This is a genomic window from Bradyrhizobium sp. 2S1, from assembly GCF_011516625.5.
Taxonomy (GTDB): Bacteria; Pseudomonadota; Alphaproteobacteria; order Rhizobiales; family Xanthobacteraceae; genus Bradyrhizobium; species Bradyrhizobium septentrionale.
Genome location: NZ_CP147717.1, coordinates 5,969,432 through 5,991,162 on the forward strand (window position 1 = coordinate 5,969,432; position 21,731 = coordinate 5,991,162).

The 21,731-nt window shown below is 64.5% G+C and carries 22 protein-coding genes and 1 pseudogene; 13 read left to right on the forward strand and 10 right to left on the reverse strand.

Features of this window, described 5'->3' with window-relative positions:
- Positions 1-3 precede the first annotated feature (3 nt).
- From HAP54_RS28200 to HAP54_RS28210, 3 genes are read left to right on the forward strand one after another with little or no spacing between them, the layout of a single operon-like run.
- Complete coding sequence (locus tag HAP54_RS28200) at positions 4-1,815, forward strand: flagellar hook-basal body complex protein (RefSeq protein ID WP_166305961.1); 1,812 nt, start codon at positions 4-6, stop codon at positions 1,813-1,815.
- Between the two features lie 46 nt (positions 1,816-1,861).
- Positions 1,862-3,739: a flagellar hook-associated protein FlgK gene (gene flgK, locus HAP54_RS28205; protein ID WP_166305964.1), complete on the forward strand. Its 1,878-nt coding sequence runs from the start codon at positions 1,862-1,864 to the stop codon at positions 3,737-3,739.
- A gap of 7 nt (positions 3,740-3,746) precedes the next feature.
- Entirely contained in the window at positions 3,747-5,627 is a 1,881-nt protein-coding gene (locus HAP54_RS28210; protein WP_166305967.1) for a flagellar protein, read from the forward strand.
- A gap of 172 nt (positions 5,628-5,799) precedes the next feature.
- On the opposite strand, the gene flbT is transcribed toward HAP54_RS28210, so the two are convergent.
- Complete coding sequence (gene flbT / locus HAP54_RS28215; RefSeq protein WP_166305970.1) at positions 5,800-6,231, reverse strand: flagellar biosynthesis repressor FlbT; 432 nt, start codon at positions 6,229-6,231, stop codon at positions 5,800-5,802.
- A 363-nt stretch (positions 6,232-6,594) separates the two neighbouring features.
- Between flbT and HAP54_RS28220 the strand changes: the two genes are divergently transcribed.
- From HAP54_RS28220 to HAP54_RS28230, 3 genes are all read left to right on the forward strand, one after another.
- On the forward strand, positions 6,595-7,770 hold the full coding sequence (locus tag HAP54_RS28220) for a flagellin (protein WP_414646149.1): 1,176 nt from the start codon (positions 6,595-6,597) through the stop codon (positions 7,768-7,770).
- A 204-nt stretch (positions 7,771-7,974) separates the two neighbouring features.
- On the forward strand, positions 7,975-8,340 hold the full coding sequence (gene flaF / locus HAP54_RS28225; protein ID WP_029085370.1) for a flagellar biosynthesis regulator FlaF: 366 nt from the start codon (positions 7,975-7,977) through the stop codon (positions 8,338-8,340).
- A 24-nt stretch (positions 8,341-8,364) separates the two neighbouring features.
- Entirely contained in the window at positions 8,365-8,730 is a 366-nt protein-coding gene (locus HAP54_RS28230; protein WP_166305976.1) for a hypothetical protein, read from the forward strand.
- Between the two features lie 17 nt (positions 8,731-8,747).
- On the opposite strand, the gene HAP54_RS28235 is transcribed toward HAP54_RS28230, so the two are convergent.
- Positions 8,748-9,134, reverse strand: coding sequence for a hypothetical protein (locus HAP54_RS28235; RefSeq protein WP_166207326.1), 387 nt, complete (start codon positions 9,132-9,134; stop codon positions 8,748-8,750).
- 148 nt (positions 9,135-9,282) lie between these two features.
- Here HAP54_RS28235 and HAP54_RS28240 point away from each other — a divergent pair, with 148 nt between their 5' ends.
- Positions 9,283-10,626 (forward strand): IS1380-like element ISBdi2 family transposase, encoded by a 1,344-nt coding sequence (locus HAP54_RS28240; protein ID WP_166204320.1) that lies wholly within the window; start codon positions 9,283-9,285, stop codon positions 10,624-10,626.
- A gap of 304 nt (positions 10,627-10,930) precedes the next feature.
- On the opposite strand, the gene HAP54_RS28245 is transcribed toward HAP54_RS28240, so the two are convergent.
- The 3 genes and pseudogenes from HAP54_RS28245 to HAP54_RS28255 form a co-directional block, all read right to left on the reverse strand.
- Positions 10,931-11,428 (reverse strand): hypothetical protein, encoded by a 498-nt coding sequence (locus HAP54_RS28245; protein ID WP_166305979.1) that lies wholly within the window; start codon positions 11,426-11,428, stop codon positions 10,931-10,933.
- 22 nt (positions 11,429-11,450) lie between these two features.
- Positions 11,451-11,806: pseudogene (gene flgJ, locus HAP54_RS28250) on the reverse strand (flagellar assembly peptidoglycan hydrolase FlgJ).
- Positions 11,806-12,930 (reverse strand): flagellar basal body P-ring protein FlgI, encoded by a 1,125-nt coding sequence (locus HAP54_RS28255; RefSeq protein ID WP_166305982.1) that lies wholly within the window; start codon positions 12,928-12,930, stop codon positions 11,806-11,808. The pseudogene flgJ and the gene HAP54_RS28255 overlap by 1 nt, the downstream one beginning before the upstream one ends.
- Before the next feature lie 264 nt (positions 12,931-13,194).
- Between HAP54_RS28255 and HAP54_RS28260 the strand changes: the two genes are divergently transcribed.
- Positions 13,195-13,608, forward strand: coding sequence for a flagellar assembly protein FliX (locus HAP54_RS28260; RefSeq protein WP_166305985.1), 414 nt, complete (start codon positions 13,195-13,197; stop codon positions 13,606-13,608).
- A gap of 58 nt (positions 13,609-13,666) precedes the next feature.
- On the opposite strand, the gene HAP54_RS28265 is transcribed toward HAP54_RS28260, so the two are convergent.
- Positions 13,667-14,053, reverse strand: coding sequence for a winged helix-turn-helix transcriptional regulator (locus HAP54_RS28265; RefSeq protein ID WP_029085377.1), 387 nt, complete (start codon positions 14,051-14,053; stop codon positions 13,667-13,669).
- A 103-nt stretch (positions 14,054-14,156) separates the two neighbouring features.
- On the opposite strand from HAP54_RS28265, the gene HAP54_RS28270 reads away from it, so the two are divergent.
- From HAP54_RS28270 to HAP54_RS28280, 3 genes are all read left to right on the forward strand, one after another.
- Entirely contained in the window at positions 14,157-14,768 is a 612-nt protein-coding gene (locus HAP54_RS28270) for an NAD(P)-dependent oxidoreductase (RefSeq protein WP_166305988.1), read from the forward strand.
- 234 nt (positions 14,769-15,002) lie between these two features.
- Positions 15,003-15,368, forward strand: a complete 366-nt coding sequence (dksA, locus tag HAP54_RS28275) for an RNA polymerase-binding protein DksA (RefSeq protein WP_170991616.1) — start codon at positions 15,003-15,005, stop codon at positions 15,366-15,368.
- Between the two features lie 237 nt (positions 15,369-15,605).
- Positions 15,606-16,412 carry a phytanoyl-CoA dioxygenase gene (locus HAP54_RS28280; protein ID WP_166305991.1) on the forward strand — a complete coding sequence of 269 codons (807 nt, stop codon included), beginning with the start codon at positions 15,606-15,608 and terminating at the stop codon, positions 16,410-16,412.
- A gap of 166 nt (positions 16,413-16,578) precedes the next feature.
- On the opposite strand, the gene HAP54_RS28285 is transcribed toward HAP54_RS28280, so the two are convergent.
- Together HAP54_RS28285 and HAP54_RS28290 are read right to left on the reverse strand one after the other, a co-directional pair.
- Positions 16,579-17,682 carry an ISAs1 family transposase gene (locus HAP54_RS28285; RefSeq protein ID WP_166297973.1) on the reverse strand — a complete coding sequence of 368 codons (1,104 nt, stop codon included), beginning with the start codon at positions 17,680-17,682 and terminating at the stop codon, positions 16,579-16,581.
- Between the two features lie 178 nt (positions 17,683-17,860).
- A complete protein-coding gene (locus HAP54_RS28290; RefSeq protein ID WP_166305994.1) occupies positions 17,861-18,235 on the reverse strand; it encodes a winged helix-turn-helix transcriptional regulator in 375 nt (124 codons plus the stop codon).
- 112 nt (positions 18,236-18,347) lie between these two features.
- Here HAP54_RS28290 and HAP54_RS28295 point away from each other — a divergent pair, with 112 nt between their 5' ends.
- Positions 18,348-19,376: an SDR family oxidoreductase gene (locus tag HAP54_RS28295; protein ID WP_166305997.1), complete on the forward strand. Its 1,029-nt coding sequence runs from the start codon at positions 18,348-18,350 to the stop codon at positions 19,374-19,376.
- 108 nt (positions 19,377-19,484) lie between these two features.
- Positions 19,485-20,270, forward strand: coding sequence for a 2-keto-4-pentenoate hydratase (locus HAP54_RS28300; RefSeq protein WP_166306000.1), 786 nt, complete (start codon positions 19,485-19,487; stop codon positions 20,268-20,270).
- Positions 20,271-20,306: 36 nt separating this feature from the next.
- On the opposite strand, the gene HAP54_RS28305 is transcribed toward HAP54_RS28300, so the two are convergent.
- Complete coding sequence (locus tag HAP54_RS28305; RefSeq protein ID WP_224742037.1) at positions 20,307-20,663, reverse strand: ClpXP protease specificity-enhancing factor SspB; 357 nt, start codon at positions 20,661-20,663, stop codon at positions 20,307-20,309.
- A 114-nt stretch (positions 20,664-20,777) separates the two neighbouring features.
- A complete protein-coding gene (locus HAP54_RS28310; RefSeq protein ID WP_166306006.1) occupies positions 20,778-21,530 on the reverse strand; it encodes a carbonic anhydrase in 753 nt (250 codons plus the stop codon).
- Between the last annotated feature and the right edge of the window lie 201 nt (positions 21,531-21,731).

Consider the following 21,731-nt stretch of genomic DNA (forward strand, 5'->3'; position numbering starts at 1 on the left):
GTCATGGGTATCTTCGGCGCTCTTACGACGGCGGTCGGTGGCTTGCGCGCAGGGTCGTACGCGCTCGAAAACATCTCCGGCAACATCGCCAACTCGCAGACCACGGCCTTCAAGCGCATCGATACCTCGTTCCTCGACCTCGTCCCGCAGACCGCGCTAACTGCGCAACTCGCCGGCGGCGTCACCGCGCAGTCCCGCTCGACCAACTCGGTGCAGGGCGACGTGCAGTCGGCATCGGTCGCGACCTTCATGGCGATCAACGGCAACGGCTTCTTTGCGGTGCAAAAGCCCGGCAGCTTCACAGACGGTGCGCCGGTGTTCGACGGCGTCGACCGCTACACCCGCCGCGGCGATTTCCAGCTCAACAAGGACGGCTATCTGGTCAACGGCGCCGGCTATTATCTCGAGGGCGTGCCGATCGACCCGACCACGGGCAACCCCGCGGGCAGCTCGCCGCAAGTGCTGCAATTCAAGAACGACTTCCTGCCGGCGCAGCAGACCACCAAGATCGACTATCGCGCCAACCTTGCGTCCTACCCCCTGACCACCGCGCACGACACCTCGGTTCCCGGCTCCGAGTTGCTGCGGCCGGGCGCGTTCAGTGCCGGTCACAACCCGCTGGTGATCGGTACGCCGGCCGCGCCCCCGACCGACTCCTCCGTCACTGGCACCGCACAAAACAACAAGGCGACCCCGTCGGTCGCCAATACGCTCGCCACCACGCTGAACGGTACCGCGCCCAGCAACTCGATCGCCTCCAATTTCGTGGCGGGCGACACCATCACGGTCAACGGCACCGTCCTGACCTTTGTCGCCTCGGGCGCCACCGGCAACCAGCTCAATATCACCGACACGATCGGGACGCTGCTCAACAAGATCGACTCCATCACTGCCTCCGGGATCTCGTCGACGATCGCCAGCAACGGTTCGATCACGATGCACTCCGGCACCGCGGCCGACCTCAACGTAACGAGCTCGAACACCGCAGCCTTCGCGGCGCTCGGCTTCACCGGCTCGGCGGTTGCGAACCGCGGCGGTGGCGGAACGGTCGGCACCGGCCAGGTCGTCGGCAACGACAACTCGACCTTCCTGAACGAATCCGTCTCGGGCGGCGCGGTCACGGCCTACGACGTCTCGGGTGCGCCGGTGAACCTGCAATTCCGCTGGGCCAAGACCGACAGCTCCTCGCTGGGCTCCGGGCATACCGATACCTGGAACCTGTTCTATCAGGTCAATCCCAATGCGACCGGCACGCAGGTCTCCTGGCAGAACGCCAACATCAACTTCACCTTCGCCTCGAACGGCCAGATGTCGCCGGCGATCTCCTCGGTGACGCTCAACAATGCGGTCGTCAACGGCGTGTCGCTCGGCAGCCCCGCGATCAATTTCGGCTCCGGCGGCGTGACCCAGTTCGCGGATGCCAACGGCAACGTCCAGGTCAACCAGATCCAGCAGGACGGCTTTCCCGCCGGGCAGCTGCAGTCGGTCAGCGTCTCGACCAACGGCCGCATCGTCGGCAACTACACCAACGGCCGCAACATCGACCTCGCCGAGATATCGGTGGCGACCTTCAACGGCACCAACTTCCTCAAGCGCATCGACGGTGGTGCGTTCGAGGCGACCGACGAGTCCGGTGGCGCGCTGTTCGGCAAGGGCGGCAGCACCATCGTCGGTTCGTCGCTCGAAAGCTCGAACACCGATATTGCCGACGAGTTCACCAAGCTGATCGTGACCCAGCAGGCCTATTCGGCAAACACCAAGGTCATCACGACAACCAATTCGATGGTGCAGGATCTCCTGAACGTCGTGCGCTGATCGCATCGACGATGCACGAGTGAAGCAGTAAAGGCGAGTACAGATCATGGGTTTGGGCCAAGCCCTTTCCACCGCGATGTCGGGCCTGCGAGCCACGCAGGCCTCGCTCTCGCTCGTGTCGTCGAACGTCGCCAACGCGGAGACGCCCGGCTACGTCAGGAAGACGCTCAACCAGGTCACCGGCACCACCGGCCAGTACGGATCGAGCGTCCTCATCACCGGCGTCAACCGCCAGCTCGACGAATTCCTACAGACCCAGCTTCGCACCGAGACCTCGGGAGCCGCTTACGCCGACGTCCGCTCGGACTTCCTTTCCAATCTGCAGGGCGTGTACGGCAATCCCGACTCCACCGGCACGATCGAGGACGCCTACAACAAGTTCCTGACTGCGGTCCAGGGCTTGTCGACCAGCCCGGAATCGCAGTCGGCCCGCATCGGCGTCGTCAATGCCGCGCAGTCGATGGCGCAGCAGCTCAACGCGACCTCGCAGGGCATCCAGACGCTGCGTGCCAACGCCGAGGCCGGCATCAGCGACTCCATCAACACCGCCAACAATGCGTTGCAGCAGATCGCGCGTCTCAATGTCCAGCTGCAGGCCAATGGCGGCACGGCCGACGCGTCGACCGCGGCCTTGCTCGATCAGCGCGATCGCTACGTCACGCAGCTTTCGCAGCTGATGGACATCCGTACCGTCACCAACAGCCAGAATCAGGTGACTGTGTTTACCAATTCCGGCGTGCAGCTGGTCGGCACCGAGGCGGCGGCGCTCAGCTTCAACGCCCAGGGCACGATGACGCCCAACACGCTGTACAATACCGACCCGACCAAGAGCACCGTCGGCACCATCACCATCACATTCCCGCATGGCGGCACCTACGACATGGTGTCGACCAACTCGATCCGCTCCGGCAAGATCGCCGCCTATCTCGAGTTGCGCGACAACACGCTGGCGCAGTCCCAGACGCAGATCGACCAGTTCGCCGCCGCGATGTCGAGCGCGCTGTCGGACAAGACGACCGCGGGCACTGCCGCGACGGCGGGGGCTCAGTCCGGATTCGACCTCGACCTTTCGGGACTGCAGAGCGGCAATACCATCCACGTCTCCTACAAGGACAACACCACCGGCCTGACGCACAATCTGTCGATCATCCGCGTCAACGATCCGAGCGTATTGCCGCTGAGCAATACTGCGACCGTCGATCCGAACGACGAGGTGCTGGGAGTGGATTTCTCCGGCGGCATGAGCTCGGTGCTGTCGCAGCTCAACGGGGCGCTCGGCGGAACCGGCCTGCAGTTCTCCAATCCGTCCGGATCGACGCTGCGCGTACTCGACGACGGCGCCGCCAACAAGGCCGATGTGACCGCGGCGTCGGTCACGTCAACCGTCTCGTCGCTGACATCGGGCGATCCGCAGCTTCCGCTGTTCACCGACAATGGCGGGCTCTACACCGGCGCGATCACCGCGAACGGCTCGCAGACCATCGGCCTTGCCGCGCGGATCAGCGTCAACACCGCGCTGGTCGGCGATCCCTCGCGCATGGTCATCTATTCGACCAATCCGCAGACCCCGGCCGGCGACACCACGCGCGCCAACCTCATCCTGAACCAGCTGTCGAACGCCTCCTACAGCTATTCGCCGCAGACCGGCCTTGGCACCACTGGTGCGCCGTTCACCGGCACGCTGCTGAACTTTGCCAAGCAGTTCATCAGCCAGCAGGGCGAGTCGGCGACCGCCGCCAAGCAACTGGCCGACGGTCAGGACGTCGTGCTGAACACGCTGCAGACCAAGATGGGCTCGACCTCCGGCGTCAACATGGACGAGGAGATGGCGCATCTGCTTTCGCTGCAGAACGCCTATTCGGCCAATGCGCGCGTGATGTCGTCGATCAAGCAGATGTACGACGCGCTGCTGCAGCTCACGTGAGGGTAACATGTCGATCGACGGCGTAAGCGGCAGAACTTCCTATATCGGCACCACGATCCTCAACCTGCGCAATCAGCTCAATGACCTGACGACGCAGCTTGCGACCGGCAAGGTCTCGACGACCTATGCGGGGCAGGGGCTCGATCGCGGCTTTGCGCTCAGTCTGCGCGCGCAGATCAGCGGCATCAATGCGTTCTCGGATACGGCCACCAACCTCAACACGCGCCTGAGCGTCGCCAACCTTACTTTGCAGGGGCTGTCCGACGTCGGCACCCAGGTGAAGAACTCCGCGACGACGGCGACGCTGACCCTCAACGACAGCGGCCAGACCTCGGGGCAGATCACGGCGCAGGCGGCCTTCGCCAATGCGGTCGCGATGCTGAACAGCCAGTCCGGCGACCGCTATCTGTTCTCGGGCCGTGCGATGGATACTCCGGCCACGGTGTCCGCCGATACCATGCTGAAGGGCACGGCGACCCAGGCCGGGCTCACCCAGCTCATCAATGAGCGCAAGCAGGCCGATCAGGGCGCCAACCTGATGGGACGGTTGAGCGTCTCGTCGCCCCCGGCGACCACGACGGTGACAAGCGTCGCCGAGGACGGCTCGCCGTTCGGCCTCAAGCTCCTGTCGGTGCAGTCGTCACTGACCGGCGCCACCGTGACACAGCCGACCGGCACGCCGAAGGCGACCTCGGTCGATCTCGGCGCCGTCAATCCGAAGGATGGCGACAAGATCAAGTTCAACTTCACGCTGCCCGACGGCACCACCGATGCGATCGAGCTGACGGCGACGACGACGAACCCGCCGCCCGCGGGCTCGTTCCTGATCGGCGCCGACACTGCGGCGACGACCGCCAACCTGCAGTCGACGCTGACGTCGTCGATCAAGACGTTGAGCGACACCTCGCTGGTCGCGGCCTCCGCGGTCGCGGCGTCCAACAATTTCTTCAATCCGGTCGCGACCGTCTCGGGCGCCGCCGTCAACAACCACAACACGCCGCCGGCGCCGATCAGCGGTGCCACGGCGCTTTCGGGCGCAGCCGGCACCGACTCGCTGTCCACGAGCTTCGTGGCCGGTGACACCATCACGGTGAACGGCACCCCGATTACCTTCGTTGCCTCGGGCGCCACCGGAAACCAGCTCAACGTCACCGACAGCGTGCAGACGCTGATGGCGAAGATTGACCAGATCAGCGGCACAAAGAACCCGTCGACCATCAGCAACGGTGCGATCACGCTGCATGGCGCCGACGGTGAGAGCCTCTCGGTATCGAGCTCCAATGCGGCAGCGCTCGGCGCGCTCGGCATCGCCAACAATACGACCGCGACGCCGGCGCCGCTCAGGGTCGGCGGACCGCCATTCGACACCGCGACCAGCCTGGTCGCGGGCACGCCGGCTAACACCGTCTACTGGTACACCGGCGAGAACGGCCCGGGATCGGCGCGCGGCACCGCCGTCGCGCAGGTCGATCAATCGATCACCGTGCAGTATGGCGCGCGCGCCAACGAGCAGGCCTTCCGCTATCTGCTGCAGAACGTCGCGGTGTATGCGGCTGTCACCACCAATGCCAGCAATCCGAATGCGAGCCAGCAAGTGACGGCGCTGGCGCAGCGCGTCAGTGCGAACCTCGCTCCGCAGAACGGTCAGCAGCAGATCCAGGACGTGCAGGCGGAATTCGCTGGCGCCCAGACGGCAACGAAGGCGGCCACCGATCGCCAGACCCAGCTCAAGGGCATGGCGGAAACGATGCTGGACTCGGTCGAGGGCGTCAATCAGGACGAGGTGGCGACCAAGATCCTGGCGCTGCAGACCAGCTTGCAGGCGTCGTACCAGACGACATCGATGCTGTATCAGACCACGCTGTTGAAATATCTGCCGATCAGCTGATCGCCCGCCGCGCATCCATTGGACAGCAAAAGGCCTCCTCGCGGAGGCCTTTTTCGTTTCTGGTGAGGGGATGTCTAAAGCGCGATGAGATTATGAATCATCATCGCGCTTTAGCTCTTTGTTTGAGCATGATCTTTTCGAAAAACCGCTTCGCACTTTTCCTGATCATGCTCTACGCGCTCTTGCGGGAGTCGTCCTGATTGGCGTTTTGCTGACTGCGCGCGCTTTCCAGCAGCTTCTCCTCATGCGCGATCAGCTTCTTGGATTCCTTCAACGCGTGATAGAGATCGCCGTTGAGGATGAAATTGTTGACGCTTTCGATGAACGGCCAGGCGCTCGGCATCGCGGTGATGATGTCGCGCACCAGGCTGAAATAGGTCGGGTGGTGCGCCATCGGGTCCGGCGACAGGTACATCAGCTGCACGGCGAGATAGATCAGCTTCGCCGGCGTGTCTGCGGTCTCGGGCGTCAGGATATCCTTCTCGCGCAGGATCGGGATCCGGTCGCCGTCGATCAAGAGGCGGGCCCGCTGATCGGTGTTGGTGATCACGCAATTGCCGACGATGATGCGCTCGTTCGGTTTCAGTTCGACCTTCAGGGCCATGACCGTTCTCCTTTGCCGGCAGTCGCGCGATGTCGTCGCTAGCGGAACGAAATTGTGTTCGGCACTGCTTAGCAGCCGCCGATGCGGCTAGGTGCCGATGCGACAGCGATCCTTTCCCATGATGGTTAATGCTTCGTAAACAAAGGGCGGGCGCGGGTGTCGCCGCTCGTCCGGAATCGGCAATTGTCTCAGTAGTTTTCGCAGCGAACTTCGCCCAATAGCGACAATTTTATTCTTCGGCATTCGTCTCAAATGCCGTGTTGGAGATTTCTTTTTCCTTGGCGGCTTGACCGCAGGATCGGCTCATCCGCCCGATCAGAAAGGATTGGCGCGGGCTTTTCCTCAGTTTCACACCAGAAAGGTATGAAAATGTCCGATATCATTCTCTCCTCCTCCGTTCGTCAGAACCTCCTCTCCCTCCAGTCCACCGCCGATCTGCTCTCCACCACGCAGAACCGTCTTGCCACCGGCAAGAAGGTCAATACGGCGCTCGACAACCCGACCAACTTCTTCACCGCACAGTCGCTCGACAACCGTGCCAGCGACATCAACAACCTGCTCGACGGCATCGGCAACGGTGTGCAGGTGCTGCAGGCTGCCAACACCGGCATCACCTCGCTGCAGAAGCTGGTCGATACCGCGAAGTCGATCGCCAACCAGGTGCTGCAGAGCCCGACGGGCTACACCACCAGGTCGCAGGTCACCTCCACCGCGGCGCTCGGCGGCACCTCCGCCAACCTCGTCGACGGCACCACCATCAAGAGCGGCGACGTGCTGTCGATCGCGGCGTCGGCCGGCCAGCCCGCCTTCACCTTCACCTTCGGGGCCAGCAACTCGCTCGCGCAGCTGAACTCGTCGCTGGCGGCCAGCAACCTGACGGCGACGCTCGACAGCTCCAACAAGCTCGTCATCTCCACGACCAACGACGCGGCGTCCTCGACGATCGGTGCGGTGACCTTCACCAACACCGGCGGCGGCACCGCGACGTTCAGCGCTGCCGGCACGGCTCCGGTTGCCGACTCGGCCTCGCAGTCGGCGCGCGCCGCCCTGGTGACGCAGTACAACAACACCATCGCGCAGATCACGACCACGGCGCAGGACGCGTCGTTCAACGGCATCAACCTGTTGAACGGCCACAGCCTGAAGCTAACCTTCAACGAGACCGGCAAGTCCACGCTGGCCATCACCGGCGTCACCTTCAATGCCGCCGGCCTCGGCCTGAACTCGCTGACCGCGGGCACCGACTTCCTCGACAACAACTCGGCGAACAAGGTGCTGACGGCGCTGGGCACGGCGAGCTCCTCGTTGCGCAGCGAAGCCTCGACGCTGGGCTCGAACCTGTCGATCGTGCAGATCCGTCAGGACTTCTCGAAGAACCTGATCAACGTGCTGCAGACCGGTTCGTCGAATCTGACGCTGGCCGACACCAATGAGGAAGTGGCCAACAGCCAGGCGCTGTCGACCCGCCAGTCGATCGCGGTCTCCGCGCTGGCGCTCGCCAACCAGAGCCAGCAGAGCGTGCTGCAGCTGCTCCGCTAAGCGCGACAAGCAGTCTGGGAACGGCGGGGGAAACCCCGCCGTTTTCTTTTGTCTCCGGGATATTACGGTATCTGTCTATGCCGTCAGAACGACGCAGTTCGTAACGCCTGCTAACCATATTTAAAGGCGGCCGATGCATAAATATCGGGCGCTAGAATTGCGTCTCCGCGGCTCGAGAAATCCGCATCCCATCGAGGTCATTGAATGTCGAATGCAGCCCAGGCCTACGCTCGTACGTCCACGACGACGGCGTCCCCACGTGAAATCGAGGCGCAGGCGCTCCTGAAGGCGGCCCGGCAGTTGCAGGAAGTCCAGGCGAATTGGAACGGCCTCGACAAGGCGCTCGATCACGCGTTGCTGTTCAACCGCCGGCTGTGGTCGATCTTCCTCAGCGCGGCAGAGGGCGACGACAATCCGCAGCCGCTCGAGGTGCGTCAGAACATCGCCAACATCAGCGTGTTCGTGATGAAGCAGACCATCGACATCCAGATGAATCCGGACCCGGCGAAGCTGAAGTCGCTGATCGACATCAACTGCAACATCGCCGCCGGCCTGTCGGGCCGCGGCTGATCGACCGGCAGCGGAGCCCTCGGCATGGCCGACGTGTTGAGCATCCTGTCGGCCAACTACAAGGCCGCCGGCCTGACGGTGCCGTCGAAGACGCCCTATGTGGCTGTCGATCCGAACCTCTATGAGGGCAGCTGGAGCGGCAAATACGCCAACAACAAGTCGTTCAACATTTCGGTGTCGAACGTCGATGGCTTCCGCGCCAAGGCCCACTATCAGAGCGATGGCACCAGCAAGTATCAGGACGTGCTGATCAAGGACGGCGCCTTCCGGATCGGCGATACCAAGTTCTCGCTGGTGCAGCAGGGGACGGCGCTGATCGCCAATGTTGTCACCGACCCGGCGACCGGATCGACCTATCTCGACAAGGCCTACGCCACCCAACAGACCTGACGGGCGCCCGTCTGCGCTTATGCGCGGCGGTCGGTTGCGCGCGCCCGCGTCGGCGCATCCTTGCTGAGATCGAGTGCGTGGAAATAGGCGCGGCGGCGCAATACGGCTTCTTCCGGAAACTGTCTCACCACCAGGTTGGTGCGATTGTCGACCACCTGGTAGACCACGGCGCGGGCGTCGCGGTCGATGATGACCTGGTCGGTGACCGACGGGGCCTGATTTGAAATGGATGCGTTGACGGCGTTGGGATCGATCGTGACGCGCACGCTCGGCTCCGGAGCGGTGACGCTCTGGCTCGCCGGCAGTTCGGTCTTGACCGCCTTCTGCGCCGCATCGCTCACGGGAGTGATCATCGGCGCCGCGACCGGTGCCCCCACCGGCTTGATGTTGAAATCTGTACTCATGGCAGCCTCGTAGTGCACAGGCACTAGCCCGTCTTGTTCGTCAGAGTGCGCCTGAGAGGCTGGCGAGCGTGGTGTAAAGCGCTGATGCGGCGTAGGATTCGGTTGCAAAGCCAACCCCATCACCTCAACCGCGAACGCCAGGCCCGCCATGACCGACGATACGATTCTGCCCTTCTCGTTTCCAGCCGTTCACGCCAAGAAAGTCACAGCTGCCTTCGATGGCGGTCGGCTGACCTCGAACGGGGGCGTGATGCTTCTGGCGATGGCCGAGCGGCGTCTCGGCTTGGCCGACAATTTGGCCCGGGTGTTCCCGGATCGGCGCGATCCGACGCGGGTCGTGCACAGCCTTGTCGATATGTTCCGCGCGCGCATGTTCGCGATCTGCTGCGGCTACGAGGACGCCGACGACCTCGATCATCTGCGGTCCGATCCCGCATTCAAGCTGGCCTGCGGACGGCTGCCGGACACGGGTCGCGATCTGTGTTCCCAACCGACGCTGTCGCGGCTGGAGAATGCTCCGCGCCTGCGCGACGTGATCCGACTGACCTACACTTTGGTCGACGCATGGATGGATAGCTACCCGCGCGAGCCGGCATCCGTCACGCTCGACATCGATGATACCTGCGATGTCGTCCACGGCCATCAGCAGCTCTCGCTGTTCAACGCTCATTATGACGAACGCTGCTTCCTGCCGATCCACGTCTACGACACGGAGAAGAGCCGGCCCGTGGCGGTCGTGCTGCGGCCCGGCAAGACGCCGGGCGGCGTCGAGGTGCGTGCCCATCTGCGCCGCCTGATACGGCATATCCGGACGCGGTGGCACAACACGCGAATCACGTTCCGTGGCGACGGGCACTATGCCCGGCCGGAGGCCATGGCGTGGTGCGAGACCAACGGCATCGACTACATCTTCGGTCTGTCCGGCACCAAGCCGCTCGCCAGAAAACTCGACGAGGCCGCCGACGACATCCGCACGCGACGCGCCATCGAGAACCTGCCGGTTCTGCGTGGCTATACCGAGACGCGCCACAAGGCCAAGTCCTGGGATCGCGAACGGCGTACCGTCGCCCGTATTGAGGCGACGATGCTCGGCCTCGACATCCGTTTCGTCGTCACCAGCCTCGATGTCGGTTCGGCCGAGTGGATCTACGACAGCCTGTATTGCGCGCGCGGCCAAGCCGAGAATCTGATCAAGCTGCATAAGACACAGCTCGCCTCCGATCGCACCAGCTGCCGTTCGGCGCTCGCCAATCAAGTCCGCCTCGTTCTCCACACCGCCGCTTATTGGCTGATGCTGACCGTGCGCGACGCGATTCCCAAAGCCCGGGAATTGGCCACAGCCGAGTTCGCGACGCTGCGTCTTCGTCTCTTGAAACTCGCTGCCCGTGTGGTCGAGACCACGAGCCGCATTCGCCTTGCGTTTGCCGCGGCATGTCCCGAAGCCGACCTGATCCGCGGCTTGCCAGGCGCGCTGCTGCCGCTCGGTCCTTGACCGGCGGGGCGTCCGCCCCCCGTTCGCCCAACCTACACCTCAAGCGCGTTGCAAAGTACGGGTCGGTCAGGCGGTGAAAAGCCGAAGGCAATCCCGCGCGCCTCGTCAGAGCAGATGTGCGGCCACATCAATCGGACTAAAAAAAGCACTCTCACGAATAGGACGGGCTAGTTTGCTTGAGTCAAATCCCAACCCCTCACGATCCGCAACTCTACGGGGAACCTCTCAATACGGTGTTAGAAAACACGCTGAATGCCGCGCTGCCGCGACCGCGTCGAATTGAGCTAAATTGCAAGCACGCGCGTCACAGCGTGCGGCTGACCGCGATCGGCGTCATGTTGCGCGGGCCCGGCGTGGCGCGCTGTCCGCTTGCGGTATAGGTGTTCGGAATGTTGCGGCGCTGCACCTCGGCATTGACGCCGCGCACGATCCCTTCGGAGACGGCGTGCGCAGTCGCAAGCACCGTCAAGTTGACTTGCAGCATAGCGCGGAACGTCTCGTGATGACGCCGCAGCGTCGCGAGCAGTTCGGGGTCGGTCTGTGTCAGCATCTTCTGCATCGATTTCAGATGCTCCACCGCGAGCATGTAGCGCCGCGACAGATCGGATTTCTGCGCCTCGAGCCGCATGCCTTCCCGGATTTTGCCGGCGCGGACGAATTCGGTCTCCTGCTCGATGACGGCGAGCAGGCCGCTCATCACTTCCGTCAGCTCGTTGGCGAGCCGTGCGACGTCCGGAGGCGTCGACGTCGCGGGACGCGCGGCGGGGGCGGGCGCTGGCCGCTGCGGTGGACGCTGGTTCATCGCGCTTCTCCTTGGGACCGTATCAGCTCTTGTTCGCCTGCTGCAGGATCAGCGAGCGGAACACCTCGTTGGAAATGCCGACGCCGCCGGCCTTGGCGAAGTTCTTCGAATATTCGTCGGTCAGCATCGACCGCCACGCGCCGGTGCCGACCGTGTCGCCGTACGGGCCGTCGCCTTTCAGGCCAGTCGTCATCTGCGAGAACATCGAATTGAGGAAATCGATTCGAAATCGGTCGCGGTCGCCTTCGCCTTAGTGATCTGCTGCGGCGAGACCTTCTTCATCGCGTCCTGCAGCACGGGATCGGGGCGGCCGTTGAACATCGGCATCAGCGCCTTGTTCGGCATGCTGCCCGTGGTGCTGTTGATCAGGCTCGCCATCACATCAACTCGATATCTGCTTCGATCGCGCCGGCGGCCTTGATCGCCTGCAGGATGCTGATGAGGTCGCGTGGCCCGATGCCGAGGCCGTTGAGGCCGTCGACGAGCTGCTGCAGCGAGACGCCGTCCCTGACGACCGCGAATTTCTTGCCATCCTCGCTGACGCCGACGCTGGTGCGCGGTGTCACCACGGTTCGGCCGCGCGACAGTGGATTGGGCTGGCTGACTTGCGGGCTCTCGGAGATTGAGACGGTGAGATTGCCTTGCGCCACGGCGACGGTGGCGACCCGTACGTCGCGGCCCATCACGATGATGCCGGAGCGCTCGTCGATCACGATCTTGGCCGCGAGGTCGGGATCGACCTGCAACTGCTCGATCTCGGTCAGGAAGGCGACGACGTTGCCCTTGAACTCCGGCGGGATCGAAAGCTGCACGGTGGAGGGATCGATCGGCTCGGCGGTCTTGACGCCGAGATAGTCGTTGACCGCGGCGGCAATCCGCTTGGCGGTGGTGAAGTCGGCATTGCGCAGCGCGAGCCGCACGTTAGGCAGGCGATTGAGCGCGAACTCGATCTCGCGCTCGATAATGGCGCCGTTGGCGATCCGGCCGACGGTCGGCACGCCCCGGACGACGCTGGCGGCGGCGCCTTCGGCCGCGAAGCCGGCGACCGCGACCGATCCCTGTGCCACCGCATAGACATTGCCATCGGCGCCGAGCAGGGGGGTGACGAGCAGGGTTCCGCCCTGCAGGTTCTTGGCATCGCCGAGCGCGGAGACGGTGACGTCCATGCGCGTGCCCTGGGTGCCGAACGCCGGCAGATTGCCGGTCACCATCACGGCGGCGACGTTGCCGGTGCGGATGGTGGCGCCGCGGATGTTGACGCCCATGCGCTCGAGCATCGCCTGCAGCGACTGCTTGGTGAAGGGGATGTTGTTCAGCGTGTCGCCGGTGCCGTTGAGGCCGACCACGAGGCCGTAGCCGATCAGCTGGTTCTGGCGCACGCCCTCGATATTGGCGAGATCCTTGATCCGCGACGTTGCGGCCACAGGCCCGGCGGACGCCGCCAGCGCCAGCAGCGCGGCGCAGGCCATCCCGAATAAACGTGCGATCCGGATGCCGGGCATCCCAAACTCCCCTCAGACCTAACTCGCGGATCGCGCGACACTCCCATGACGGCGATCCGCCATTAACCATGCGAGTGGCGTGCCACATCGCTTTGGCGGGGCAATGTGTTGATATATTTATCGAAATTGTCGGATGGCCATTCGCCACCGGTTCGCCAGGGCGCGCGAAACTGCCGTGTGGCGGCAGAAATTGCCGGGTCGTTTACGCACCGTTAACCATAAAACGGCGATGCTCGCGGCATTCAGGCCTGCGGGATTACCACGATGCGCATCTACGGACCGAACGGCACCACGCTTGGCACGTCGACCAGTTCCACGCGGCGGACCTCGTCGAGCGGCTTCTCGCTGCCGGACGCGACGACCGCGCAGGAGGAGGTCCGCTCCACCGCGGCACCGAAGGCCGCCGCCAGCCTCGATGCGCTGCTCGCGCTGCAGGGCGTCGAAGACCCGACCGAACGCCGCAAGCGCTCGGTGGCCCGCGGCAAGGGGGCGCTCGACGTGCTCGACGCGCTCAAGCTCGGACTGCTGTCCGGCAATTTCGATCCCTCCACCGTGAGCCAGCTGCGCAGTGCCGCGGCGAGCCTGAAGGAATCCTCCGGCGATCCCGGTCTCGATGCGGTGCTCGGCGAGATCGAGCTGCGCGTCGAGGTCGAGCTCGCCAAGGCCGGGCAGTACTAGGCTCCTCCCGATCAACTCATCTGTCTTGCGCAACTGACGTCTCAAGTCCGCCAGTGCTTCAGGCCGCCAGTGCCTTGCGCTGCGTATCGTAGCGGCGTTGCGCGGCCAGCACTTCCTTCAGATTCTGTTCGGCCCAATCGCGTAGCGGATCGACCGCTTCGGCGAGCGTCGATCCGAGCGGCGTGATCGAATATTCCACGGTGACCGGAACGGTCGCGATCGCACGGCGGCGCAATAGCCCATCGCGCTCCAGGCTTTTCAGCACTTGCGACAGCATCTTCTGCGAGATGCCCTCGATGGCGCGGCGGAGCTGGTTGAATCGCATCGGCTCGCTGCGCAGCAATAGCAGGATCAGCACCGCCCATTTGTCGCCGACCCGGTCGAGGATCTGGCGCGTCGGGCAATTGGCGGCATAGGCGTCCGGCTTCAGGCTGGCGGCTTTCATCGGGTTACTCCGGCGTAATCAGGTGAGACAAGAGTGCCTTCTTCACACCTACATCCATTTCGCTATCTAGTCACCACTGGAAACCATCAATCGGAGACTTGAGATGAAGATCGCCATCGCCGGCGCGTCCGGCCAGGCCGGGTCGCGCATCACGGCGGAACTCGCCCGCCGCGGCCACGCCGTCACCGCCATCGCCCGCAACCCCGAGAAGATCGCCGATCTGCCCGGTGTCACCGCCAAGAAGGGTGACGTGAATGACGAGGCCGCCCTGGCCGCGCTGTGGGCCGGCCACGATGCCGCGATCAGTTCCGTCCATTTCTCGGTCAGCGACCCCGCCAAGCTGATCGGGGCGGCCAAGGCGTCCGGGACCGGCCGCTATCTGGTGGTCGGCGGCGCCGGCAGCCTCGAAGTGGCCCCCGGCGTCCGCCTGGTGACCACCCCGAACTTCCCGGCCCAGTACAAGGCCGAAGCCTCGAAGGGGGCCGAGTTCCTCGACCTGCTGCGCCAGGAAAAGGACCTGAACTGGACCTTTCTGTCGCCTTCTGCCCTGTTCGTGGCGGGCGAGCGGACCGGCAAGTTCCGCCTCGGCACCGACCAGCTTCTGACCGCCACGGACGGAAAAAGCTGGATCTCGTTCGAGGATTTCGCAGTTGCACTCGCCGACGAAATCGAGCGCCCGGCCCATATCCGCAGGCGTTTCACGGTCGGTTATTGAAGGGCCGGGAGAGGGCGCAAGAGACGGCGCAGGGCGGCCCCCAGGCAGGGCGGATAAGTTTGCCTGTGCAAGGCCTTGGGGGCAGCCCGCCTTTCCTGGTTGCAGATATTGTCTGTCACATGTCGTGGCTATATAAGGCGCCGCGCGGAGGGGTTTTGTTCCCTCCGCCTGACAGGGACATGGCTGCCTTTGGAAAAGCTGAAGAACTACCGGCCGACTGAAAAAGAGCCTTTCATGAATGAGCGGCAGCGCGATTATTTCCGCGCCAAGCTGCTGGCCTGGAAGGATGAGATCCTCCGCGAATCGAAGGTCACGCTGCAGACGTTGCAGGAAGAGAACGTCAATCACCCCGACCTCGCGGACCGAGCGTCCTCGGAAACTGACCGCGCGATCGAACTTCGTGCCCGCGACCGTCAGCGCAAGCTGATCTCCAAGATCGACGCGGCGCTCCAGCGCATCGAAGACAACACCTACGGCTATTGCGAAGAGACCGGCGAGCCGATCTCGTTGAAGCGGCTCGAAGCCCGCCCGATCGCGACGCTGTCGGTGGAGGCGCAGGAACGCCACGAGAAGCGCGAGAAGGTCTATCGCGACGAATAGTGGCGGCTGATCGCCACGGATTGATCCCGGTGCGCACCGGTTGTAGGTTCGCGCCGCCATGATGACACGTACTCTCAACATCGCCTCGGTCTTCTTCCTGGGTTGATCCCGCTTCCACGAGGAAGCGCTGATCGCCCCGGCAAGATCTGCTTGGCCGGGTTCCAGTGAACCGAATGAGCCGGTCAGGTTCCGCGCATCGCGGAGCAGCGATGGCTGGCGACAGTTTGAGAGACAGTCATGATTCATCGAGACGACGCGCGTGCGCTTGACGGCGCGCAGATTGAGCAATTCATCGAACAGGGCTTTGTCCGGATCGACAACGCCTTTCCCCGCGAACTCGCCGATGCCGGACGCGCCATCATGTGGCGCGACCTGCCGTGCAGCGAGCACGATCCCTCGACCTGGACGCATCCGGTGGTGCGGCTGCCCGGCTATGGCGAGGAACCGTTCCGGCAGGCGATCAACACGCCGGTGCTGTATCGGGCGTTCGACCAGATTGCCGGCCTCGGCCGCTGGTCTCCGCGCCACAACATCGGGACCTTTCCGGTGCGGTTTCCGCATCCGGACGATCCCGGCGATGCCGGCTGGCATATCGATGTCAGTTTTCCCGGCGACGATTGCGACCCGAACGAACGCAGCGACTTCTCCGCCTGGCGGGTCAACATCGTCTCGCGCGGCCGGGCGCTGCTGATGCTGTTCCTGTTCTCCGATGTCGGCGAGCCCGACGCGCCGACCCGGATCAGGGTCGGATCGCACCTGCCGATCGCGCGCTATCTTGCGCCGGCGGGCGAGGCAGGACGTGCGCGCATGGTGCTCGACGAGATGGGCGCCGATTGCGAGGTCGCACTCGCGACTGGCGCGGCGGGGACGGTCTATCTCTGCCATCCCTTCCTCGTGCACGCCGCGCAGATGCATCGAGGAACGAGGCCGCGCTTCATGGCCCAGCCGGCGCTCGGCAGTGGCGAGCCATACCGGCTCGAGCGTGACGACGGCGCCTACTCGCCGGTCGAGATCGCGATCCGGCGTGCGCTCGGCATGGGGTGAAGTGCGATGGCCGTTTGGTGAAGCGGCCGCGCCACGCGCTGGCTCCACCTCTCCCGCTTGCGGGGGAGGTCGGATCGCATCGTTAGATGCGATCCGGGTGGGGGCTCTCTCCGCAATACGACTCGTGGTGATACCCCCGCCCCAACCCTCCCCCGCAAGCGCAGGGCTATCGCATATGGCTGAGGGCTGCCATGAGGAAGGCATTGTCCCAGCCGGCGCGCTTAATTTTGCGCCGCAGGGAGGCTGGATCCGGGTGAGTTCGCAGGATGTTGAGGGCGAGCCTGCGCAGAATGGCAAGGTTCTCGGGCGCATGGTCGCAGCGTGAGCGGTTGCTATCCTCGGCAAAATGGACGTCGAGCACCCAATGGAGTTGGTTCTCGATGCCCCAATGGCTGCGAGTGACGTGGAGCAGCCGCTTGGGAGCGATGTATTTGGACAGGAGATAGTGACGCACGACAGGCGCATCGGCGCGCTGCTTCCGCAGGCGTCTGCGCGAGGTGATGCGCCCTATCGCGGCGGCCCCTGGGAAGCCATAGAGGTCCGCCAAACTGGTATTGCGCATGACTGTGGCACGTCGCACTTCGCGTCGATCGTGGGTGGAAGGGTCGATCTGCTCGGCTGTGCTGCGCTTGCCCGATCGCGCAAATTGTTGGGTCACCGCGGTGAACAAGCGCCCGCGGTTGGCCTTGATCGCCAGAACATAGTCGCCGCCGCGCTCGCGCACCGTAGCCGCAAAGGCGCGGGTACAATGCAGCGCATCGGCGGTAACGATGCAGCCTTCCAGCGACAGAAGGTCCAGTACCTCCAGAGCGCCCGCCGTCTCGTTGCGACCAGATGCCTTTTGCTGAGCCAAGGCCATGCGGGCATCCACCGCAAAGACGTTGACCATGTGCAGCGGGGTGGCCTTGCCGCCGCGTTCGTAGGCCCCGCGCAGGGCCTTGCCGTCAACCGCCACGACCCCAGTCAGCTTGATGCGGTTGGCCTTGGCAAAGGCCGCCATGAAGCGACGAAATGCGCACTCAAAGGCCTGCGGTTTGAGCAGGCGGAACACCCGACTGAATGTATCGTGGCTTGGGATGCCATGCTCCAGGCGAAGAAAGAGCCGCAACAGCTCCTCCTTCGACTGCCCGAAGTCCGCCATGTCCGAGCACGACTCCGCCCCGCACAGCATCGCCGCCAGTGCGATGAACAGCACTTCCAACAGATCGTGCCTGGCATTGTCCGCGCGCGGGTCCGGCAACCGCCGAAAGGCCGTCTTGAACTTCTTCATCCGACCCCCTCCTTAATCCGGGAGTCGTCTTCAGAATCGGTGTTGCCTTACAATGCAATAGCCAGCGAAACCCCATATGCGATTCCCCTGCCCGCAAGCGGGAGAGGGGGCCGAGTCCCGGTGCCGATGCAATCGGTCCTCACTCAGCCAATTCCAACTCCAAGCTGCGTCTCGCCTGCTACGGCGCTTCGTCGGGGCCGAAGATCTTCGACCACGCCAGCAATTCGCGGAAGGCCGGCGTCAGGCTCCAGGCCGAATCCGTCAGCTGGTAGGCGACCTGCAGCGGCTTCTCGGTGAGCACCTTGCGCGCGATCAGCCCGTCGCGCTCGAGCTCGCGCAGCTGCGCGGTCAGCATATGCTGGGTGATCGGCGCGAGCGCGCGGCGGAGCGCGCCGAACCGCACGCCGCCATTCATCAGCGTGAACAGGATCTCGAGCTTCCACTTGCCGCTGAGCGCGTGGATCGCGTGCTTGAACTCGAGCAGCAACGCGGGGTCGGTCGGGCAACTCTCGCAGTCACTGCCGTCACACAGATCGCTGGTATTGTTTTCCATACCGGTCTCGATTTTCATTCTACTTGCCCGAACAGAGATAGTGACCAGATGCGGTCTGTGCAGGGTGGGCGGCGCGACGTCCGGACCCGCTGAACCATGGAGAGGCGAGGGCATGAGCACGGTTTTGGTCACGGGCGGAACGGGCTTCATCGGCGCGCATACGATTCTGCAGCTGCTTGCCGCCGGGCACGCGGTGCGCACCACGCTCCGCAATCCGGATCGCAGCAAGGACGTCATCGCGATGCTGCGCGAGGGCGGTGCTGATACGCCCGACCAGGTCGGTTTCGTCACCGCAGATCTCTTGCGCGACGACGGCTGGCGCGAGGCGGTCAGGGGTTGCGATTACGTGCTCCATGTCGCATCGCCGCTCGGCGCCCACGTGCCTGAGGACGAGAACGAGCTGATCGTTCCGGCGCGTGAAGGAACGTTGCGGGTGTTGCGCGCGGCGCGCGAGGCTGGCGTCAAGCGTGTCGTCATCACATCGTCGTTCGCCGCGATCGGCTATGGCCATCCGCCGCAAGCGGCGCCGTTCGACGAGACCGTCTGGTCCAATCTCGATGGCGGCGATGTGCAGGCCTATCCCAAATCGAAGACGCTGGCCGAGCGCGCGGCCTGGGATTTCATCTCGCGCGAAGGCAATGGCCTCGAGCTTGCCGTGATCAATCCCACCGCGGTGTTCGGCCCGGCGCTGGGCGCCGACTTCTCCGAGTCGATCGGCATCATCAAGGCGCTGCTCGACGGCGCGATGCCGGCGGTGCCGCGGATCCATTTCGGGCTCGTCGACGTGCGCGATGTCGCCGACCTGCATCTGCGCGCCATGACCTCGCCCAAGGCCAGCGGCGAGCGCTTCCTGGCGGTCGCCGGCGAGACCCTGTCGGTGCTGCAGGTTGCCCGCCTGCTGCGTGAAAAACTCGGCAGCAAGGCGCGGCGTGTGCCGCGGTTCCAGGCGCCGGATTGGCTGATCCGGCTCGCCGCACGGCGCAACCCGTTGGCCCGCGCCACCCTGCCGCTGCTGGGCAAGGTGCGCCGCTCGACCAGCGCCAAGGCGCAGAACATGCTCGGCTGGCGCCCGCGCGGCAATGAGGAGATGATTGTGGCGACCGCCGAGAGCCTGATCAGGCTCGGCTTGGTCAAGGCCTGACGGGAGCTGCCGTCCAGCGTGCTTGCCAGATGCGTCGGCGAGTGCTGAATTGCTGTCAGCAGACAGGGGCGCCACGGCGCCGCGGAGAACATCAGGGAGGCTGCGCAGATGGATCGGGTCCTCGCGGCCGCAAAAGCGATCGCCAGCGCGCGCCGCAATCGCGCGCCACTCAAGGCGCTCGCCAAGGACGTCGTGCCGCGCGACGAGGCCGAAGGCTATGCCGTCCAGTACGCGCTGCACGATCTGCTGCTGGAACAGGTCGGCAGCCTCGTCGGCTACAAGATCGGCTGCACCAGCGCGGTGATGCAGGAATATATCAACATCCCGCACCCCTGCGGCGGCGGCGTGTTCGAGAAGGTCGTGCATGACAGCGGCGTGCAGCTGCCGGCGGCCGATTTCGTCCATGTCGGCGTCGAGTGCGAGATCGCGGTGCGGCTCGCGCGCAGTCTCGCTCCCGGCGAAGCGCCGTTCACCGCCGAATGGGTCGCGGAGGCGATCGAGGCCTATTATCCGGCGATTGAGATCGTCGACGACCGCTACGTCAAATGGGAGACGCTCGGCGCGCCGACGCTGATCGCCGACGACTTCTTCGCGGCCGGCTGCGTGCTCGGCGAGGCGGTGCCGCGCATCACCGTGCCCGATCTGCGCAAGGTCACCGGACGCGCGCTCGTCAACGGCAAGGAGGAGGGGCGCGGCACCGGCGCCGACGTGCTCGGCCATCCCCACAATGCGCTCGCCTGGCTCGCCAATCATCTCGCCGCCGAAGGCCGCGGCCTGCATGCCGGGCAGATCGTGCTGACCGGCAGCCTGGTCAAGACAATATGGCTGAAGGCCGGCGATGCGGTCGTGATGGAGCTCGAGGGGCTCGGCAAGGTGGAAGCGACGTTCACCTGACTTGCCATGCTCGCCATGTCGAATGGTCGCCATTCCCTAGGGGTGACCGCTCGCACATGTCTGAACCGAACCGTCCCACACGGCCCTGACCGCCTCGAACGGCACGGTCAGCCGGGCATATTTGCGCTTGAACCAGACCCCGACCTCGAAGCCGTCATCCTTCACCACCAGGCGATCGAACTCGTGTTGCAGGATGATCGTGATCTCCTCGGGGTATTGCTCGATCACGGCGGCGGGCAGTTTCACGCCATCGGCCCTGGTTGCGAAGGTGATGTTGACCGGCCGGTCCTCCGCGGCATGGCGGAGCGATGCGGCCATCTCGATCCGCTTCGGCGCGGTGTTGCAGGGTTCGGCGCCGGCGCGCCTGGTGAACGAGGCCGCCAGCAGCAGCACCAAAGCAATCCTTCCGCACCCGATCCTTCGCTGCCCAATCCTTCGCTGCCCGTGCCACATCCGACCTCTCCATGCCGCTCGCATGGTTTCAGTGGCCGGAGTCCACGCCGAGGTTCACGTCGCCGGTCGTTTCGCGTCCGTGACCAGCTCGACCTTGCCGTCGGCCAGCCGATAGACCGCGCCGACGATCCTGAGCTTGCCCTGATCGACCGCGGCGCTGAGGATCGGCGTCGCCGATTTGAGCTTCGCGACATTGTCGATGACGTTCTGCGTGATGGCGTTGGCGAGCCGGTCGCCGGGCTTGCCTTCGGTCGCCTTTATGGCCGGCGCGAGCGCGTTGACCAGCGAAGGCAGATGGCCGGGCAGGGTGGTGTTGTCCTTCAGCGACTTGATGGTGGCGTCGACTGCCCCGCAGGCGTCATGGCCGAGCACCATGAACAGCGGCACGTTGAGCACCGCCGCCGCATATTCGAGGCTTGCTATCATCTCATCGCTGGCGAAATTGCCGGCGACGCGGCAGACGAACAGATCGCCGCGGCCGGTGTCGAAGGCGTACTCCGGCGCGATGCGGGAGTCGGCGCAGCTCAGGACGCCGGCGAACGGATTCTGTCCGCCGGCCAGCGCCTCGCGCTCGTGCTTGAAATCATGCCGCCGCGAGACACCCTCGACATAACGGAGATTGCCCTTCACCAGCCGGTCCAGCGCCGCGTCCGGCGACAGCACGTTCTGCGGTTTCGGCGGCGGTTTCGTCTCCTTGGCGGAGACCTGCGGCGCAAGGGCGAGGCTGGCTGCGGTGCACGCCGCGGCAGCGAGGAAGCGGCGCCGTGAGGTCTGGGTGGGAAGAGTGACGTCGCAGAGTTGGCACATCAGGGATCTCCGTGAACAAGGACTGCATCCGTGCAATGGTTGTAAATCATGCGCAGCGCCATCGCAACGGGCTCTCATGTCGCGCGACATACACCGTTGTCGTCCTGGCCTAGTGCGCAATTGCGCACGGGAGCCAGGACGACGATGAGGATGGTTCTCGATTCAACCTGTCAAACAGCTTGTTCGCTGTCATCGCCCGGC

Excerpts from the sequence above, each read along its gene's own strand:
- HAP54_RS28255 (WP_166305982.1), bottom strand. The coding sequence starts at position 12,930 with ATGCCCGGCATCCGGATCGCACGTTTATTCGGGATGGCCTGCGCCGCG.
- HAP54_RS28280 (WP_166305991.1), top strand. The coding sequence starts at position 15,606 with ATGATTCATCGAGACGACGCGCGTGCGCTTGACGGCGCGCAGATTGAG.
- flbT (WP_166305970.1), bottom strand. The coding sequence starts at position 6,231 with ATGGCCCTGAAGGTCGAACTGAAACCGAACGAGCGCATCATCGTCGGC.
- HAP54_RS28230 (WP_166305976.1), top strand. The coding sequence starts at position 8,365 with ATGGCCGACGTGTTGAGCATCCTGTCGGCCAACTACAAGGCCGCCGGC.
- HAP54_RS28310 (WP_166306006.1), bottom strand. The coding sequence starts at position 21,530 with ATGTGCCAACTCTGCGACGTCACTCTTCCCACCCAGACCTCACGGCGC.
- HAP54_RS28200 (WP_166305961.1), top strand. The coding sequence starts at position 4 with ATGGGTATCTTCGGCGCTCTTACGACGGCGGTCGGTGGCTTGCGCGCA.
- flgK (WP_166305964.1), top strand. The coding sequence starts at position 1,862 with ATGGGTTTGGGCCAAGCCCTTTCCACCGCGATGTCGGGCCTGCGAGCC.
- HAP54_RS28265 (WP_029085377.1), bottom strand. The coding sequence starts at position 14,053 with ATGAAAGCCGCCAGCCTGAAGCCGGACGCCTATGCCGCCAATTGCCCG.
- HAP54_RS28245 (WP_166305979.1), bottom strand. The coding sequence starts at position 11,428 with ATGAACCAGCGTCCACCGCAGCGGCCAGCGCCCGCCCCCGCCGCGCGT.
- HAP54_RS28240 (WP_166204320.1), top strand. The coding sequence starts at position 9,283 with ATGACCGACGATACGATTCTGCCCTTCTCGTTTCCAGCCGTTCACGCC.
- HAP54_RS28295 (WP_166305997.1), top strand. The coding sequence starts at position 18,348 with ATGAGCACGGTTTTGGTCACGGGCGGAACGGGCTTCATCGGCGCGCAT.
- HAP54_RS28285 (WP_166297973.1), bottom strand. The coding sequence starts at position 17,682 with ATGAAGAAGTTCAAGACGGCCTTTCGGCGGTTGCCGGACCCGCGCGCG.
- HAP54_RS28235 (WP_166207326.1), bottom strand. The coding sequence starts at position 9,134 with ATGAGTACAGATTTCAACATCAAGCCGGTGGGGGCACCGGTCGCGGCG.
- HAP54_RS28300 (WP_166306000.1), top strand. The coding sequence starts at position 19,485 with ATGGATCGGGTCCTCGCGGCCGCAAAAGCGATCGCCAGCGCGCGCCGC.
- HAP54_RS28210 (WP_166305967.1), top strand. The coding sequence starts at position 3,747 with ATGTCGATCGACGGCGTAAGCGGCAGAACTTCCTATATCGGCACCACG.
- HAP54_RS28260 (WP_166305985.1), top strand. The coding sequence starts at position 13,195 with ATGCGCATCTACGGACCGAACGGCACCACGCTTGGCACGTCGACCAGT.
- flaF (WP_029085370.1), top strand. The coding sequence starts at position 7,975 with ATGTCGAATGCAGCCCAGGCCTACGCTCGTACGTCCACGACGACGGCG.
- dksA (WP_170991616.1), top strand. The coding sequence starts at position 15,003 with ATGAATGAGCGGCAGCGCGATTATTTCCGCGCCAAGCTGCTGGCCTGG.
- HAP54_RS28220 (WP_414646149.1), top strand. The coding sequence starts at position 6,595 with ATGAAAATGTCCGATATCATTCTCTCCTCCTCCGTTCGTCAGAACCTC.
- HAP54_RS28290 (WP_166305994.1), bottom strand. The coding sequence starts at position 18,235 with ATGGAAAACAATACCAGCGATCTGTGTGACGGCAGTGACTGCGAGAGT.
- HAP54_RS28270 (WP_166305988.1), top strand. The coding sequence starts at position 14,157 with ATGAAGATCGCCATCGCCGGCGCGTCCGGCCAGGCCGGGTCGCGCATC.